16 protein-coding genes are annotated in these 16,909 nt (G+C 68.1%); 7 read left to right on the top strand and 9 right to left on the bottom strand.

The features are described 5' to 3' along the window. Positions 1–88: 88 nt before the first annotated feature. A complete protein-coding gene (locus BMY22_RS15470; RefSeq protein ID WP_090623612.1) occupies positions 89–1,246 on the top strand; it encodes a GGDEF domain-containing protein in 1,158 nt (385 codons plus the stop codon). A gap of 35 nt (positions 1,247–1,281) precedes the next feature. Here BMY22_RS15470 and pyk read toward each other — a convergent pair whose 3' ends face one another. Beyond that, complete coding sequence (gene pyk / locus BMY22_RS15465) at positions 1,282–2,733, bottom strand: pyruvate kinase (RefSeq protein WP_090623609.1); 1,452 nt, start codon at positions 2,731–2,733, stop codon at positions 1,282–1,284. A gap of 70 nt (positions 2,734–2,803) precedes the next feature. Next, entirely contained in the window at positions 2,804–3,700 is an 897-nt protein-coding gene (locus BMY22_RS15460; RefSeq protein ID WP_090623608.1) for a universal stress protein, read from the bottom strand. A gap of 198 nt (positions 3,701–3,898) precedes the next feature. On the opposite strand from BMY22_RS15460, the gene BMY22_RS15455 reads away from it, so the two are divergent. Further along, positions 3,899–4,258, top strand: coding sequence for a PilZ domain-containing protein (locus BMY22_RS15455; protein ID WP_090623606.1), 360 nt, complete (start codon positions 3,899–3,901; stop codon positions 4,256–4,258). A 12-nt stretch (positions 4,259–4,270) separates the two neighbouring features. Here the strand turns inward: BMY22_RS15455 and BMY22_RS15450 are convergent, their stop codons facing one another. The 6 genes from BMY22_RS15450 to BMY22_RS15425 are packed head-to-tail and all read right to left on the bottom strand — an operon-like array spanning position 4,271 to position 10,915. Then, positions 4,271–5,602 carry a DUF58 domain-containing protein gene (locus BMY22_RS15450; RefSeq protein ID WP_090623603.1) on the bottom strand — a complete coding sequence of 444 codons (1,332 nt, stop codon included), beginning with the start codon at positions 5,600–5,602 and terminating at the stop codon, positions 4,271–4,273. Further along, entirely contained in the window at positions 5,599–6,585 is a 987-nt protein-coding gene (locus BMY22_RS15445; RefSeq protein WP_090623601.1) for an AAA family ATPase, read from the bottom strand. The genes BMY22_RS15450 and BMY22_RS15445 overlap by 4 nt, the downstream gene beginning before the upstream one ends. Next, positions 6,582–7,739 carry a DUF4350 domain-containing protein gene (locus BMY22_RS15440; RefSeq protein ID WP_090623599.1) on the bottom strand — a complete coding sequence of 386 codons (1,158 nt, stop codon included), beginning with the start codon at positions 7,737–7,739 and terminating at the stop codon, positions 6,582–6,584. The genes BMY22_RS15445 and BMY22_RS15440 overlap by 4 nt, the downstream gene beginning before the upstream one ends. Next, positions 7,736–9,226 (bottom strand): DUF4129 domain-containing protein, encoded by a 1,491-nt coding sequence (locus BMY22_RS15435; RefSeq protein WP_208599300.1) that lies wholly within the window; start codon positions 9,224–9,226, stop codon positions 7,736–7,738. Before BMY22_RS15435 ends, BMY22_RS15440 begins: the two co-directional genes overlap by 4 nt. Further along, complete coding sequence (locus BMY22_RS15430) at positions 9,213–10,190, bottom strand: stage II sporulation protein M (RefSeq protein ID WP_090623597.1); 978 nt, start codon at positions 10,188–10,190, stop codon at positions 9,213–9,215. Before BMY22_RS15430 ends, BMY22_RS15435 begins: the two co-directional genes overlap by 14 nt. Next, entirely contained in the window at positions 10,187–10,915 is a 729-nt protein-coding gene (locus tag BMY22_RS15425; RefSeq protein WP_090623594.1) for an RDD family protein, read from the bottom strand. The genes BMY22_RS15430 and BMY22_RS15425 overlap by 4 nt, the downstream gene beginning before the upstream one ends. Positions 10,916–11,033: 118 nt before the next feature. Between BMY22_RS15425 and sbcB the strand changes: the two genes are divergently transcribed. After that, positions 11,034–12,464 carry an exodeoxyribonuclease I gene (gene sbcB, locus BMY22_RS15420; protein WP_090623592.1) on the top strand — a complete coding sequence of 477 codons (1,431 nt, stop codon included), beginning with the start codon at positions 11,034–11,036 and terminating at the stop codon, positions 12,462–12,464. Between the two features lie 75 nt (positions 12,465–12,539). On the opposite strand, the gene mvaT is transcribed toward sbcB, so the two are convergent. Further along, positions 12,540–12,920 carry a histone-like nucleoid-structuring protein MvaT gene (gene mvaT, locus BMY22_RS15415; RefSeq protein ID WP_090623590.1) on the bottom strand — a complete coding sequence of 127 codons (381 nt, stop codon included), beginning with the start codon at positions 12,918–12,920 and terminating at the stop codon, positions 12,540–12,542. A gap of 523 nt (positions 12,921–13,443) precedes the next feature. Here mvaT and purU point away from each other — a divergent pair. From purU to pcaG, 4 genes are all read left to right on the top strand, one after another. Continuing rightward, positions 13,444–14,295: a formyltetrahydrofolate deformylase gene (gene purU / locus BMY22_RS15405; protein WP_090623584.1), complete on the top strand. Its 852-nt coding sequence runs from the start codon at positions 13,444–13,446 to the stop codon at positions 14,293–14,295. Between the two features lie 152 nt (positions 14,296–14,447). After that, positions 14,448–15,380 carry a pca operon transcription factor PcaQ gene (gene pcaQ / locus BMY22_RS15400; RefSeq protein ID WP_090623582.1) on the top strand — a complete coding sequence of 311 codons (933 nt, stop codon included), beginning with the start codon at positions 14,448–14,450 and terminating at the stop codon, positions 15,378–15,380. Between the two features lie 125 nt (positions 15,381–15,505). Then, a complete protein-coding gene (gene pcaH, locus BMY22_RS15395) occupies positions 15,506–16,225 on the top strand; it encodes a protocatechuate 3,4-dioxygenase subunit beta (protein ID WP_090622044.1) in 720 nt (239 codons plus the stop codon). A gap of 17 nt (positions 16,226–16,242) precedes the next feature. Continuing rightward, positions 16,243–16,848, top strand: a complete 606-nt coding sequence (pcaG, locus tag BMY22_RS15390) for a protocatechuate 3,4-dioxygenase subunit alpha (protein WP_090622042.1) — start codon at positions 16,243–16,245, stop codon at positions 16,846–16,848. Positions 16,849–16,909: the final 61 nt, after the last annotated feature.

Genomic DNA, 16,909 nt, shown 5'->3' with positions numbered 1-16,909 from the left:
ACCGCTTGGGCCAAAGGCGTATGACGGCTAGGCAGCTGTTTGGCCAGCCGATAGAGTTTCCCATTGGTGTTGCCGCGGGATGGACCCCATGAACACGTCGACTACGCGGCTGGAGCCGCAAGCCCTGCAGCGCCTGTTGCTGAACCGCTTCGCCATGGCGTTGGGAACCTACGCGATGGCCGTGCTGCTGCTGATGCTGGCAATTGCGACCGGTCATGGCCGGGTTCCGCTCGCCGTGCCCTTGCTCGGCGGCGTTCTGCTCGTTCTCAGCCAACTGGTCTTTTTCCTGCTGCTGCGCAGCGAGCGCAATCTGCGCCTGCGCGATCCCGGGATGATCGAGGCGCAGGTGCTGGTGGCCCTGTTCTGGCAGACTGGCCTGCTCGGCTGCCTGAACGGTGAGGCCCGCGGTACCTTGCTCGCGTTCTATGCGCCGATCCTGCTGTTCGGTCTTTTCCAGCTGCCGGCTCGCGCTTTTGCCCGCTGTGCGGCCTTCGGCTTCGTCGGCTTCGTCGGTCTCGAGCTGTGGGATGCCTATCGACTGCAGGCGGTCGCCCCCGAGCTGCCTCTCCTGCAGCTGGCGACGCTGTTCGCGCTGCTCTTCTGGCTCTGCCTGTTCGGCCGCTACATCAATGCGATGCGCCAGCGCATGCACCAGCGGCGCCATGCTCTGGTGGCGCACCAGAACACCCTGCGCGGGATGATGCGCCAGCTGGAGGATCAGGCTTCCACCGACGAGTTGACCGGGCTCTGCAACCGCCGGCATTTCCTGCGCCTGGCCGAGCGCGAGCTGACCCGCCTGCCGGCGCAAGGCCAGTACGGCTTGGCGCTGATCGATCTCGATCATTTCAAGCGGATCAACGACCGCTATGGGCATGCCGCTGGGGACCGGGTCCTGCAGACTTTCGCGACACTGGCGCAGGCTTGCCTGCGCGAGGGCGACGTGCTGGCCCGCTATGGCGGCGAGGAGTTCGTGCTGTTGCTGCCCGGCGTCAACCTGGACCAGATCTCGATTTGCTGCGAGCGGTTGCGCGAGGCTTTTTCCACCGCCGAGCCCCTGGGTCTGTCGCTGGGTGGCCTCAGCCTGTCGATCGGCATGACCCGCCTGCAGCGCGGCGACAACCTGGACCTTGCCCTGCAGCGTGCCGACCAAGCCCTCTACCGGGCCAAGCACAACGGCCGGAACCGCTGCGAGGCGAGCTGGGAGCCTACCGACGCCCGTACCGGCCGCCGCTCGGCGTCCTCGTGAAATGAAATGGCCGCTCGCGGGAGCGGCCATTCGGCTCAGAGCAGCGGCTCGCCCACGTGCAGGATCTTCATGCCGTTGGTGCCGCCGATGGTGTTGTAGCTGTCGCCCTTGGTGAGCAGCACCCAGTCGCCCGGCTTGACCACACCGCGCTTGATCAGTTCGTCCACCGCCGCCTGGCTGAGTTTCTCCGGCGCCACTGCCGCGGGGTCGAAGGGCACCGTGTAGACGCCGCGGAACAGCGCCACCCGCGCCTGGGTTTCGCGGTGCGGCGAGAAGGCGAAGATCGGCACCGAAGAGCGGATGCGCGACATGATCAGTGGGGTGTAGCCGCTTTCGGTGAGGCTGATGATCGCCTTCACGCCGGGGAAGTGGTTGGCGGTGTACATGGCCGCCAGGGCGATGCTCTCGTCGCAGCGCTCGAAGGTGTGACCGAGGCGATGGCTGGAGCGGGTGCTGGTCGGGTGGCGTTCCGCGCCCAGGCAGACGCGCGCCATGGCCTGCACCGCTTCCACCGGGTATTCGCCGGCGGCGCTTTCCGCCGAGAGCATCACTGCGTCGGTGTTGTCGAGCACCGCGTTGGCCACGTCCGAGACTTCCGCGCGGGTCGGCATCGGGCTGTGGATCATCGACTCCATCATCTGCGTCGCGGTGATCACCGCCTTGTTGTAGCGCCGCGCGTGGAGAATGATCTTCTTCTGGATACCGACCAGCTCGGCGTCGCCGATTTCCACGCCGAGGTCGCCGCGCGCCACCATCACCGCATCGCTGGCGCGGATCAGGCCGTCGAGGGCCGCGTCGTCGGCGACCGCCTCGGCACGTTCGATCTTGGCCACCAGCCAGGCCTTGCTGCCGGCCTCGTCGCGCAGGCGCCGGGCCAGCTCCATGTCGGCGGCATCGCGGGGGAAGGACACCGCCAGATAGTCCAGGTCCAGTTCCGCGGCCAGCTTGATGTCGATCTTGTCCTTGGCGGTCAGGGCCGGTGCGGTGAGACCGCCGCCGCGGCGGTTGATGCCCTTGTGGTCGGACAGCGGGCCGCCGATCAGTACCGTGCAGTGCAGCTCGTCGGCGGTCTTCTCGCGGACCACCATGACCACCCGGCCGTCGTCGAGCAGCAGTTCGTCGCCGACGTTGCAGTCCTTCACCAGGTCCGGGTAGTCGATGCCGACCACCTCCTGGGTGCCCGCGTCGCGCGGGTGGGTGACGGAGAAGCGGAAGCTGTCGCCTTCCTTCAGTTCGATGCGCTTGCCGGCGAACTTGGCGATGCGGATCTTCGGTCCCTGCAGGTCGCCGAGCAGAGCGACGAAACGACCGTGCTTGGCGGCCAGCTCGCGGACCAGATGGGCGCGGGCGCGGTGTTCGTCCGCGGTGCCGTGGGAGAAGTTCAGGCGGGCGACATCGAGCCCGGCGAGGATCAGTTGCTCGAGCCGTTCGGGCGAGCTGCTGGCTGGGCCGAGGGTGGCGACGATTTTGGTGCGGCGAAACGTCATGCGGAACTCCTTATGGGACGCTGCGGCCGAGGCTACTACGCCGGGACGCTGTAGTCATTGTCCGGCCGCGCTACCTGAGCACCAGGAGGTCGCACTCCACCGCCTCCAGCACCCGTTCGGCGCTATTGCCGATCAGCGCGTTGTCCAGGTGGCCGCGGGCGACGACGCCCATCAGCAGCAGGTCGATCTGTCGGTCGCGCACGAAGCGGGGGATCAGCTCCTCCGGATAGCCCTGCTCCAGGTGACGGTGGCTGGCGGGAACCGCGTAGGGCGCGAGCAGTTGCTCGAAGGCCTGGCGGTGCTGCCGGCTGCCGCGCTCGACGTAGGCGTCGTAGGTGGCGACCAGCTCGGCATCGAAGACCAGGCTGCGCGGCAACGGCGCGTAGCAGTGCAGGTAATGGGCATCCAGCTGCAGGCGCCCGGCCAGCTCGCGAGCGGCGGCGATCAGGCGGTGGTCGAGATGGGCCGACTTGTCGGCGCTGTGCAGCGGATCGAGGGCGGCACACAGGCGCTGGCCCTGCCACGGGCCGTGATGGACCAGCCAGAGCGGCGCCGGGCAGTGGCGCAGGAGCTGCCAGCAGGTATTGGTCAGCAGCAGGCGCTTGAGCAGGCTGTGGCTGTGGGCGGCCTTGAATACTAGATCCGGCTTCAGCTCTTCGACCCGGGCGAGGATCGTTCGGTGCAGCGGTTTTCCCCAGCGCGCCTCGATCTGTACCGACAGGCCTTCGGCACGCAGCGGCACGGCCAGTTCCTCGAGCCGCGCGAGGCGGTGGGCGAGTAGCGCGGTACGCGCCTGTTCGGTCTGCTGCTCGTCGAACAGCAGGCTGTTGTCCAGGGCCGGCTCGAATTCGCAGACCAGCAGTTCCAGGGCTGCACCGGTATTGCGGGCCAGCCAGGCGGCCCGTTCCAGGGCCGGCTGAGCCTCCTGGGTGGGGTCGATCACGACGAGCAACTGGTGCAGGTTCATCATTATCTCCTTGGGGCTTGCCGTGCGCTTGGAGGGCGCCGGCCTGGGGGTTCGCTGCGCATCAGACTAACTCACGCGGGATATTTCGTGAGGGGCGGGGAGCATAAATGGCAACCGACAGGTCCAATAATGGAACGCTGGTCCCTGACCGGCACTATGGCCATACTCACGACTTTGACCAGCGACTAGCCAGCGACCATGCCTATCCAACGTCGTATCGAACGCCACCAGCTGCCCTACTACCTCAAGGTGTTCAACCGGGTCACCGACAAGCCGATGGGCTACATCGGCAATATTTCCCGGGAAGGTCTGATGTTGATCAGTCCATGGCCGATGCTGGTGCTCGCCGAGTTCGACATGCGCCTGAAGATCCCGGGGCGCGACGGTCAGCCGTACCACATCGACTTTTCCGCCACCTGCCGCTGGACCCGCGAGGACGTGACGCCCGGCAGCTTCGACTCGGGCTTTGCGCTGATCGACCCGCCCGCCGAGTACCTCGAACTGGTCGAGGTCCTGCGCCACTACTTCACGTTCCATCCCAACGCCTCGCCGGCCTGAGCCGGCCGGCGCCTACAGCACCCCGGCCCGCTTCCAGGCCAGATAGCGCCCGACCAGTTCGGGGCCCAGCTCGGCGGGGCGCACGTCGAGCAGCGGGATGCCCGCCGCCGCCAGGCGTTCGTGCAGGCCGGCACGGGCGTTGAGATAGTCGACCGTGCCGCAATAGGCCAGGGCGTCCGCCTGGTTCTCCACCGGCGTGCGGCACAGCCGGTCGAGTACTTCCTCGCGCAGGCTGGCGACCAGCACCCGGTGGCGGCGGGCCAGGCGGCGGACCGCCGCCGGCAGCTCGTCGTCGTCCTCGTCGCGCAGGTTGCTGAGGATCACCACCAGGGCGCGGCGGCGCTGGCGGCGCAGCAGCAGATTCGTCGCCGCAGCGAAGTCCGCCGGACGGCGGGTGGTCTGCAGATCATGGACGGCGTTGAGCAGGGCGTTCAACTGGGCATTGCCCTTGGCCGGGGCCAGGTAGCGGTCCTGCTCGCCGGCGAGGGTCGCCAGCCCCACCGCGTCGCCCTGGCGCAACGCCACGTAGGCGAGCAGCAGGCAGGCGTCGAGGGCGTGGTCGAAGTGGGCGAGTTCGCCGTCCCGGCTGCGCATGTGCCGGCCGCAGTCGAGCAGGAAGAGGATCTGCTGGTCGCGCTCGTCGCGGTATTCGCGAACGATGGGCGTGTGTTTGCGTGCCGTCGCCTTCCAGTCGATCTGCCGCAGGGTATCGCCGTCGCGGAACTCGCGCAGTTGATGGAAGGTCTGGCCGAGGCCGCGGCGCGGCAGCTGGCGCACGCCGAGGCGGCCGAGCCAGGTGTCCACGGCCATCAGCTGGGCCCTGTAGAGGCGGGCGAAGTCCGGGTAGACGCGGGTCTCGCCGGGCAGCTCGACGAGCCGTCGTCCCTGCCACAGCCCAAGTAGGCTGGGCAGGGCGACCTCGCAGCGTTGGAAGCGGAAGTGCCCGCGTTCGAGGGGGCGGAGCCGGTAGCCGCACTCGGTCTCGATACCGGGCCGCAGTTCAAGGCGTAGCGGCAGAGGCTCGCCGAGCATGCCGGCAGGCAGGTGGTCGAAGAGTTCCACGGACAGCGCCAGGCGGTAGTCGTGCGCGAGGCTCAGGCGCACCTCGCTCCAGCGGCCCTGGGGCAGATGGCCCGGCAGAAGGCGCTTCAGGCGGGGCGAGGAGCGCCAGTGCAGCCCAGCGGCATCGAGGCCGGCGAGCAGCAGCAGGGCGCCCAGCAGCCCCCACCAGAGTGCCTCGAAGCCCGGCGATCCCTCGCCGTTCAGGGCCGAGCGGGCGCCGAGCGGCAGGGCGGCGAGGAACAGAATGCCGAGCAGGGCGAGGAGCCGGCGCGAGGGCGTCATGGCCGCGGCGCCGCGACCTGATCGAGCAACTGCAGGAGCACCTGGTCCGCCGACAGGCCCTCGATGTCCAGCTCCGGCGCCAGGCAGACGCGGTGGCGCAGCACGGCCAGGGCGCACGCCTTGATGTCGTCGGGCAGCACGAAGTCGCCGCCGCGCAGCAGGGCACGGGCCCGGCCGCAGCGTACCAGGTCGATCGAGGCGCGCGGTCCGGCGCCGAGGGTCAGGTCGGACCAGTCGCGGGTGCGGCGTACCAGACGCACGGCGTAGTCGAGCACCTGCTCGTCGAGCGGCAGCGTGCTGGCCAACTGCTGCAGCGCCAGCACGTCGGCGGCTTGCAGCAGGGGGCGCAGGGCAGTGACCTCGAGCATGTCGGCACGGGTCGAGCGGGCGACCTGGCGGACCAGGGCCAACTCGTCGGCGGCCTCCGGGTAGTCCATGCGCAGCTTGAGCATGAAGCGGTCCAGTTCGGCCTCCGGCAGCGGGTAGGTGCCTTCCTGTTCGATCGGGTTCTGCGTGGCCAGTACCAGGAACGGCTGCGGCACCGGCAGGGTACGGCCCTCCAGGGTCACCTGGCGCTCCTGCATGACTTCCAGCAGGGCCGCCTGGGTCTTGGCCGGAGCGCGGTTGATCTCGTCGGCGAGCAGCAGGTGGGTGAACACCGGCCCCTTGCACAGCTTGAACTGCTCGCTGGCGAGGTCGTACACCGCATGTCCGGTGACGTCGCTGGGCATCAGGTCGGGGGTGAACTGGATACGTCCGAAGTCGCCGCCGAAGCAGCGGGCCAGGGCCCGTACCAGCAGGGTCTTGCCGAGTCCCGGAACGCCTTCGACGAGCACATGGCCGTTGGCGATCAGTGCGGTCAGCAGGTCGTCGATGGCCGCCTGCTGGCCGATCACCGCCTTGCCGATCTCCTCGCGCAGGGCCTGGAGCAACCGGCCCACCTGCTGGCGGGAGAGCGTCGGGAGAGCGCTTGTGTCGTTCATAGGGTGTTCCTGAGTCGTTGCAGGTCGGCGACCTGGCGGGTGAAGTCGGCGGCGGACAGCGCCTGGTCCGGCGGCCGCATGAGCTGGCCGATGTGCTCGGCCGGCAGCCGCCCGAAGCGGGCCAGCAATTGCCACTGCGCCTCCTCGGGCAGTTCGGCGAAGCGCAGCTCGCGGTGGCCGGCGCGGCGCCGGATATCCTGTTGCAGGCCTTGCAGCAGGCTGGCCTGGCCGCCGCGGCGGAGCAGGAAGTCGGCATCGGCACGCAGGTGCTCCTCGAGTTGCCGGCGCGCCGGGCGGGCGGCCGGCAGTGGCGGGCCCCGGCGCAGGCCGGCACGCCACAGGAGGCCGCCGGCCAGCAAGGCCAGCGCCAGTAGGGCCGCGGGGAAATGACGCAGCAGCAGGGTCGCGAGGCCCTCGCCGGCGACCCGGTGGACCAGGGTGACCTGGCTGTCCCGGCTCAGGTACCAGAGCAGCCAGGCGTGATCGTGGTTGCCGATGTTCGGGTTCTCCCAGATCCAGGCGTCGCTCACCACCGTGACGGTGCCCCGTCCGTGATGCACTTGCAGCAGATGGGTGGCCTCGCCGCTGTTGGCCCAAGCGTAAGTACGGTGGCGGCTGTCGTAGAGGTGGAAGGCGGTGTCGAAGGCCAGATAGGCCGGGGTCTTCTCGTTCTGCAGGTAGAAGCGGGCCAGCTCCGCCCGGCGCCGGTCGTCGTCCCGCGGCTCGCCGATGGCCAGCTCTGCGCTGAGGTACTGCTGGATGCCCAGTCCGTCGAGCAGCAGGTCGCCGCTGCGGCCGGCCTTCTCGTCCCACAACCGTTCGGCGACGAACACCAGACGCCCACCGGCAGCGGTCCACGCGAGCACCCGTTCGGCCTGGCGCGGGGTCATGCGCTCGCGCTCGCCGAGCAAGAGCAGGGTCTGCGCACCGTCGGGGCGAGCCGGGAGGGCTTCCAGTCCGCCGCCGCGGCGCACGTCGAGGCCCTGGCGGCGCAGGAAGAGTTCGGCGGCCAGGTAGGGGTTGGCGCGGGCCTGCGGCGTCGGACCGCGCTCGACGATTTCCCGGTAGGGCTGCAGCCGGCCGAGCAGCCAGGCGCCGAACAGCACGAGGGCCAGCCCGATGCCGATGGCGACGAGGCGCTGCCGCCCGCTCATGGCGTTCTTCCGACGCCGAACTGGCGCCGCCAGGCGGCGAGCAGCGGCTCCTTCAGCTCGGCCGGCGGCGGCTGCCGACCGTAGGCGAGATTCTGCCAGTGCAGGGTCAGGGTCTCGGCGAGGCGTTGCAGCTCGATCTGCTCCAGCCGGCGGACCCGATGCAGCACCTCGCCTTCGGTATCGGCCTCGCTCAGCGGTAGGCGGTAATCCTCGCGCAGGCGCTCGAGCAGACCGTGGTAGAGCAGGGCGAGCGCCTGGTCGGGGGCGTCGGCCCACAGTCGTTCGGCCTCCGCGGCGATGTCTGCGGGCAGCGCAGGCGGCTCGGATCGGGGAACGGAATGCGCGGCCGGTAGCGGCGGGGGGCGCCGGACGGAGGGCGCGACACGTCCGGCGAAGGCCGTCAGCCAGTCGCGATAGCGCCAGGCCAGCAGCGCCGCACCGGCGCCGACCGTCGCCCAGAGGAGGATTTCCAGCGCCCCGGCCAGCCGGCGGGCGAGGCCGACGGCGTCGAACGGCCGGGCGCCGATGCTCGGCTGCGCGGGTTCGCCGAACCGCCAGCGGAGGGTTTCTTCGCGTCGGTGGAAGGGCGCTTGCCCGAGCAGGGCCTGGATGTCCGCGCGGGCCGCCTGGCGGTCCAGCGCCGGGGGCGGCTGCGGGGCCGATGGCTGGGCCAGGGCCGCGTCGGGAAGCGCCAGCACCAGGCCGGCGGCGAGCAGCAGGATGCCGGCCGCGCCGCTCAGGCGCCGGCGCAGGCGGTGGAAGGCCACTTCGAGGTCCCAGGCTTCGAGGTGCATGCGGCGATTCAGGTAGAGACCGAAGCCGCAGGCGACGTATAGCGGTTCCCAGACCATCAGCACCAGCGCATAAAGCCCGTTGGTCAGGTGCTCCAGCCACAGCCACTCCTCCGGCGTACCGTCCAGCAGGCGCTGCCAGTCGAGGTCGGCGCTCGCCGGCGCCGGCAGCAGCAGATAAAGGAAGGCCAGCAGGCCGAGCCAGAGCGCCAGCTCCAGATGCAGGCCGACCAGGGTCAGCCAGCCGGCACCGCGCTTGCCGCTGCCTGCCGCGAGGGTGGCGCGGCGCTGCTGCAGTTCCTGGCCGGCGACGCCCTCGAGCAGCAGCACCGGCAGATCGAAGCTGCGCGCCGGGTTGAAGCGCCGCCGGGTCAGGCTGGCCAGCCATTCCGCGCGGAGCAGGCCGGGCAGGGCGCGCAGGCTCTCGCCCAGGCGCGGCGTCGCGCCGAACAGGGCGCGGGAGAGGATGAACAGTGGCAGGCGCTCGCCGAGCGGCTTCAGCCACCAGAAGATCAGCAGAACCCAGCCGGGGCTCTCCCAGAGCAGCAGGCTGAGCAGGGCCAGCAGCGGCAGGGCGGGCAGCGCCCAGGCGAGCATCAGCAGGCCGGCGTGGCGCCGCGCCAGCAGCACGCCGAGGTCCATGGCTTCCCAGGGGCTGCGCGGGCGGAGGACCGCGACGCTGTCAGTCGGGCGCATGGGCTGGGCGTCCGGCCAGCAGGAAGTAGGCCGCCACCAGCCCCCAGAGCAGGACGCCGACCGCGTACTTGAGCGGCGTCCCGGTGAAGGTCATGGATGACCAGTAGGCCTCGACGAAGGCGGCGATCAGCAGGAGCAGCAGCGCCCCGGCGACCAGCCGCACGCTGCGCGCCGCAGCCTGGCGCAGTGCCTCGCCGCGCGGCAGGCGGCCGGGGGCGAACAGGGCCCAGCCGAGCTTGAGACCGGCTGCGCCGGCAAAAGTAATGGCCGTCAGCTCGAAGGCCCCGTGGCCGATCACGAACGGCCAGAAGGTGTCGGTGTAGCCGATGCCGGTCAGGTGGCCGGCCGCCGCACCGATCGACAGGCCGTTGACGAGCAGGAAGAACAGGCTGCCGAGGCCGAGCAGCAGGCCGCCGGCGAAGGTCTGGAAGGCGATGCCGAGGTTGTTCATGACGTAGTAGCCGAACATCATCCAGTCGGCGGCGGAGCTGCGTTCGCCGAAGCGGCCGAGGCGGCTGGCGTCGGGGTCGTACATGGCTTCCAGCTGCACCACCTGGTCGGGGGCGAGCAGGCTGTAGACCAGCTCCGGAAAGTGGTAGACGAGCAGGCCCATGGCCAGCAGGCTGCCGTAGAACAGCAGGCTGGCGGCCAGCACCAGGCGCCACTCCTCGCGAACCAGGTGCGGGAAGCCGCCGAGCAGGAAACCGATGCCTTGGGCGCCCAGGTGACTGCGGTGGCGGTAGAACTGGTGGTGGCCGCGCAGCGCCAGCTGCTGCAGCTGTTCGACCAGCCGGCTGCCGTAGCCGCGTTCCTCGGCCAGCGCCAGCTGCCGGCAGAGACGCCGGTAGGCGGCAGGGAACTGGCGGCTGTCCGGTCCGGGTTTGCCGCGCTCGAGGGCGTCGAGCTGGCGGGCGAAGTCCTGCCAGTCGGCCTGGTGGCGCCGTTCGAACGGAGTCTGCTTCATGTCGGCCCCAGAAGTTCGCGGGCGATGCCGAGGAGCCGGGCCTCGGCCTGCTCCTCCGGCACCTGCAGCGGTCCGGCGAGGATGCCCGCCAGTTCGCGGCGGCGCCCGGCGGACAGGGTGCTCTGGCGCTCGGCGAAGGCGAGCAGGGCACGCCGCTCGTCGGCCTGCAGGGCGAAGGGGGCCGGCTGCGCGGCGACCTCGGGCAGGGCCGGGTGCGACGACGGGCGCTCCCGGTAGACCACCAGGGTGCCGGCGGCCAGGTCGCCGAGGCGCTTGAAGGTCGGGTGGGCAAGGCAACTGAGGATGCCCAGGCTGTAGCCGAACGGCAGCAGATCGACGACGCGCAGCAGGTTGCGGGTCAGCGAGGCGGCCCAGCCGACCGGGGTGCCGTCGTCGTGCAGCACCTGCAGACCGAGCACCTGCTTGCCGGGCGAGCGGCCCTGGTTGAGCACCTCGAAGAGCACCATGTACCACCAGGTGACGAGGAAGACGAGCAGGCTGGTCAGGCCCATGCCCAGCTCGCCGAACTGGCCGAGGGCGAGGAAGGTCAGCAGCAGGAGCAGGCCGCGGATCGCCAGGTCGACGGCGAAGGCGAGGGCCCGCGGCACCAGGCCGGCCGGATGCAGCGCGAGGTCGATGCCTTCGGGCGTCTCCACCGGGTAGCGGGTATCCAGCGGCGGCTGCCGGGCGGTGCCGGCAGGGGGCGGGGCGAGGGACGCGGACATCGGTCGACCGTGCTCGTGAAAGCCCGATGCTAGCCAGCCGCCGACCGCCAGGCAACCGCGCCGGCCCGCGCCGGGGCGAATGGTAGACTTTCGCCATTCCATCGACGGGAATCCCCCAGTGACCTCCAGCATCTTCTGGTACGACTACGAAACTACCGGCATCAATCCGCGCTGCGACCGTCCCCTGCAGGTGGCGGGGATTCGCACCGACGAAGACCTCAACGAGATCGGCACGCCGCTGAACCTCTACTGCCGGCCGGCCGATGACATCCTGCCGCATCCGGCGGCCTGCCTGGTCACCGGTATCACGCCGGACCTGCTCGCCGAGCGCGGGCTGTGCGAGGCCGAGTTCGTGACCCGCCTGCATGCCGAACTGGCCCGCCCCGGCACCTGTACGGCGGGCTACAACAGCCTGCGCTTCGACGACGAGATCAGCCGTTACGCGCTCTACCGCAACTTCTTCGATCCCTACGCCCGCGAGTGGCAGGGCGGCAACAGCCGCTGGGACCTGATCGACCTGCTGCGCACCGCCTACGCCTTGCGCCCCGAGGGTATCCAATGGCCGCAGGAGGAGGGCCGGGTCACCCTCCGCCTGGAGCGGCTGACCGCGGCCAACGGCATCGACCACGGCCAAGCCCACGACGCCCTCGCCGACGTGCGTGCGACCATCGCCCTGGCCCGGCTGCTGCGCGAGCGCCAGCCCAAGTTGTATGGCTATCTCTACCAGTTGCGCAGCAAGCAGCGGGTGCAGGAGCAGGTCAGGCTGCTGCGCCCCCTGCTGCACGTCTCCGGGCGTTTCGCTGCTGAGCGTAGCTACCTGGCGGTGGTCCTGCCGCTGGCCTGGCACCCCTCCAACCGCAATGCCCTGATCGTCTGCGACCTGCAGGCCGACCCGGCGCCGCTGCTCGACCTCGATGCGGAAGTTTTGCGCCGCCGCCTGTATACCCGCCGCGAAGAACTGGACACCGCCGAATTGCCGGTGCCCCTGAAACTCGTGCATATCAATCGTTGTCCGGTATTGGCGCCCTTGTCGGTATTGCGGGCGGAAGATGTCGGGCGTCTGCAACTGGAGATGGCCGAGTGCCAAAAGCGCGCGGACTTGTTGTGTGCGGCACAAAAGGTCTGGCAGGAAAAACTGCCGCAGATTTATGCCGGCGACGAATTTTCCGCCAGCGAGGACCCGGAACAGCAGTTGTATGGTGGATTCTTCGGTGAGCGCGACCGGCGTCTTTGCGAACAAGTGCGCCGGGCCGAGCCGCAAAATCTGGGTGGGAAAAACTGGGGATTCGACGACGCACGTCTCCCCGAGTTGCTGTTCCGCTATCGGGCGCGCAATTTTCCGGAAACTTTGACGGTGGCCGAGGGGGAGAGTTGGCGGGAATTCTGCCGGCAGCGTCTGCGCGACACTGCTTGGGGAGCGCCCAATACGCTGGAGAATTTCAATGCACAGCTGAAACAACTGCTTGCGCAGAAGGGCGGCGAACAGCTTTCGATACTCGCGGCCTGGCGCGAATATGCACGGCAGTTGGGCGAGCGCTATGCCGTGTGAGGTGTCGGGCTAAATCCGGAACCAATAAAGAACGCCGGCCTCGCCGGCGTTTCTTTTGCAGTCTGGCGACTTTGCTCAGTCGAGCAGAGTAGCCCAGGCCTCGACGACATCGGCGCCGTACTGGGCTTTCCATTCCTTCAGGGTCTTGTGATTGCCCCCTTTGGTTTCAATGGTTTCATTGGTATAGGGGTTCTTGTACTGCTTGACCTTGCGGGCCCGCTTGGTGGGCGCCGGCGCGGCCTTGGCGCTGCGCACGCCGCGCACGGGCTTGGCGTCCGGATCGAGCAGGGCATTGATGTCGCGCAGGGACTTTTGATATTCCCCCATCAGCTTGCGCAGTTTGCCCTCGAACTCCAGTTCCTTCTGCAGTTTGTCGTCCTGGGACAGATTCTTCAGGCGCTCCTGGAGCTCCTTGATGGCCTCTTCGGTGGCACGGTATTCATTGATCAGGGACATTTTACTTACCTTGAACCCCCAGCGGGGTGATTAGACGAGTTCTGGCTCAATGATAGTCAGGCGTTGTTGGCAAGTAAATATCCTAGAAAACTTTGTTTAACTTTAATTGCGGCCTTTTTCGCCGCCTGCGGAAAGTCGCCGTAGAAGTAGCCCGGGCGAAGTTTTATCGCTCCCTAATACTCGGGCACAGTCGACGGCGACGTGAGCCTGGCCGCGATGGGCGGACAATGGAATCGCCGGTGCTTTCGTCGCGGCGAATGTCGACAAACTCGAGCCCGTGCCCGTCGGGCTATTAACGGTGTTTGAAGAAAAGTCCCGCATGGCCCTGTTTGATGTGCCGATTCAATCCGGGATGGCCCGGCGATATCTGCCGTTTATCCTCCGGCGCAGTGCAATCCGGCTGTTGTGCAGAGTGTTGTGGGTGCGTGCCCGGCCGTTTTTCCCTGTCCCGGTATGGATTACTGAAGTTTTCCGGCGCTGTGGCTAGAATGGCGCTTTCGCGAGTTCTGGAGTTGTCCTCATCATGCGTACATTTCGGCTGGTGATCGCCTGCCCCGACCGGGTCGGCATCGTCGCCAAGGTCAGTAACTTCCTGGCCACCTACAACGGCTGGATAACCGAGGCGAGCCACCATTCGGATACCCACAGCGGCTGGTTCTTCATGCGCCATGAAATTCGCGCGGACTCCCTGCCGTTCGATCTCGAGGAGTTCCGTCGCGCCTTCGCGCCGATCGCCCGGGAGTTTTCCATGGAGTGGCGGGTCAGCGACTCCAGCCAGCTCAAGCGCGTGGTACTGATGGCCAGCCGCGAGTCCCATTGCCTGGCCGACCTGTTGCACCGCTGGCACAGTGGCGAACTGGCTTGCGAGATTCCCTGCGTGATCGCCAACCACGACGAATTGCGCAGCATGGTCGAGTGGCATGGCATTCCCTATTACCATGTGCCGGTCGATCCGCAGAACAAGGAGCCGGCCTTCGCCGAGGTGTCCCGGCTGGTCCGGGAGCATGCCGCCGACACCGTGGTGCTGGCCCGCTACATGCAGATCCTGCCGCCGCAATTGTGCCGCGAGTTCGCCATGCAGGTGATCAACATCCACCACAGCTTCCTGCCGTCCTTCGTCGGCGCCCGGCCCTATCACCAGGCCTCGCTGCGCGGGGTGAAGCTGATCGGCGCGACCTGCCACTACGTCACCGAGGAACTGGACGCCGGCCCGATCATCGAGCAGGACGTGGTGCGCATCACCCACCGGGACAGCGTCGAGGACCTGGTGCGCCTCGGCAAGGACGTGGAGAAGATGGTGCTCTCCCGCGGCTTGCGCTATCACCTTGAGGACCGCGTGCTGGTGCACGACAACCGCACGGTGGTGTTCGCCTGAAACGCCCCTGAAGCGGGCGGGGCCGCCGGGACTGCGTTCCCGGCCCGGCTGTTCGGCGGCGGTTCTCGCCTGGGGCAGGCCGCCGGCCGGCGCTTGCGCACACTGACCTCCATCTCGCCGGGATGCCTTCCGGCCGATCCTTCGGGGCCTCCATGCTTGTCGACAACCGTATCAAGTTCCGCCATCTGGTCAGCTTCCTCGAAGTGGCCCGGCAGCGCAGCTTCGCCAAGGCGGCGGATGCCCTGGCAGTGTCCCAGCCGGCGATGTCCAAGACGCTCAAGGAGCTGGAGGAGATCCTCGACGCCCGGCTGTTCGAGCGCGGCAAGTCCGGGGTATCCCTGACCCCGGCGGGGATCACCTTCCTGCGCTATGCCGGGCCCTGCGTGCAGGCCCTGCGCGACGGCGTCAACACCCTGCGCGGCGACAGCCAGGCCGGCGGGGTGGTGCGCGTCGGGGTGCTTTCGACGGTGGAGAGCCAGGTGATGCCGGAGGTGGTGCTGCGCCTGCACCGCAACCATCCGGCACTGGTGGTCAGCGTCGCCACCGGCCTCAGCGCCTACCTGCTCGCGCTGCTGCGGGTCGGCGAGCTGGATCTGGTGGTCGGGCGGATGACCGACAGCCCGGAAATCCGCGGGCTGACCTTCGAGCATCTCTACAGTGAGTCCATGGCGCTGGTGGTCCGGCCCGGGCACCCGCTGCTCGGTGCCGACCTCTCCGATCTGGCGCCGCTTGGCGATTATCCGCTGATTCTGCCGCTGGCCGGGACCACCATTCGCCAGTATGCCGAGAGCTTCTTCGTCCAGTGTGGCATTCCCCTGCCGGCGCAGCGCCTGGAAACCCTCTCGCCGGTGCTGAGCCGCCGCTATGTGCTCTCCAGCGACGCACTCTGGCTGGCGCCGCTGGATGCGGTGCGCCTGGATCTGCAGGCCGGCCAGTTGGTCGAGCTGGCCCTGGGCGTGCGCGAGGCGGGCGGCTCGATCGGCTTCTGCTGGAACTCGGCGCTGCCGCTGCCGCTGGCCGCGCAGTGGTTCTGCGACGAGTTGCGGCAGGTGGCCAGGGAACTGAGCGGGGCTACAGATTCATAACCATATGGTTATGTGTCGAGGCGTTCTTTTCAATTTCCATCCAGGCTCCCGGGTGTGACACTTCGTCTCGCGTAGCCGCCTTGCGGTTCTAGCGACTCCACAATCCCAAGAACAAGGAGCCTGAGATGTCCGAGCTCGATACCCGCCGTTTCGTCGCCCGTGACCGGAATTGGCAGCCGAAAGGTTATACCCCGGATTACAAGACCACCATCGCCCGCTCGCCGAGCCAGGCCCTGGTCAGCATTCCGCAGTCCCTCTCGGAGACCACCGGTCCGGACTTCACCCATCTGAAGATGGGCAAGTACGACAACGACCTGCTGCTCAACTTCAACCACGGCGGTCTGCCGGTCGGCGAGCGCGTCATCATGTGCGGTCGGGTGATCGACCAGTACGGCAATCCGGTTCCGCATACCCTGGTGGAAATGTGGCAGGCCAACGCCGGCGGCCGCTACCGTCACAAGAACGACAGCTACCTGGCGCCGCTGGACCCCAACTTCGGCGGGGTCGGCCGTACCCTGACCGACGCGAACGGCTACTACTACTTCCGCACCGTCAAGCCCGGTCCCTACCCGTGGCGCAACGGCCCGAACGAGTGGCGTCCGTCGCACATCCACGTGTCGATCAGCGGCCCGTCGATCTCCACCAAACTGATCACCCAGATGTACTTCGAGGGCGACCCGCTGATTCCGAAGTGCCCGATCGTCCGCACCATCGCCAACCCGGACGCCATCGAGACCCTGATCGGCCGCCTGGACCTGAGCAGCAACGTGCCCATGGACTGCCTGGCGTACCGTTTCAACATCGTGCTGCGTGGCCAGCGCCAGACCTGTTTCGAAAATCAGTGAGTGAGAAGGAGCCGACCATGAAATACGAACTGCTGCCGGAAACCCCCTCGCAGACCGCTGGTCCCTACGTGCACATCGGCCTGGCCGGCGCCGCCGCCGGCAACCCGACCCGCGAACAGGAAATCTGGAACGAAATGGCCAAGGAGGGTGCGCCGGGCGAGCACATCGTCCTGATCGGCAAGGTCCTGGACGGTAACGGCCACCTGGTCCGCGACTCCTACCTGGAGCTCTGGCAGGCCAACCACGAAGGCGTCTACGACACCGCCTACGACCTGGAGAAGTCCTTCAACGGCTTCGCCCGCACCGCGACCACCTTCGATGCCGGCGAGTGGACGGTGAAGACCGTCAAGCCGGGCGTGGTGAAGAACGCCACCGGCAAACCGATGGCGCCGCACATCAGCGTGTCGCTGTTCGCCCGCGGCATCAACATCCAGCTGCAGACCCGCCTCTACTTCGACGACGAAGTCGAAGCCAATGCCGTCGATCCGGTGCTGAACCTGATCGAGCAGCCGGAGCGTCGCAAGACCCTGATCGCCAAGCGCTGCGAAGTGGACGGCAAGACCGCCTACCGCTTCGACATCCGCATCCAGGGCGAAGGGGAAACGGTGTTCTTTGACTTCTGAGGTCATGCACCGACCGGCGCCCGCGCAAGCGGTGCGCCGGCACTTTGCACAACGACTGGCG

The sequence above is a fragment of the Azotobacter beijerinckii genome (assembly GCF_900110885.1).
Lineage (GTDB): Bacteria > Pseudomonadota > Gammaproteobacteria > Pseudomonadales > Pseudomonadaceae > Azotobacter > Azotobacter beijerinckii.
Note: the sequence above shows the minus strand (reverse complement) of the source record. Positions and strands in the feature narration are given on the sequence as shown.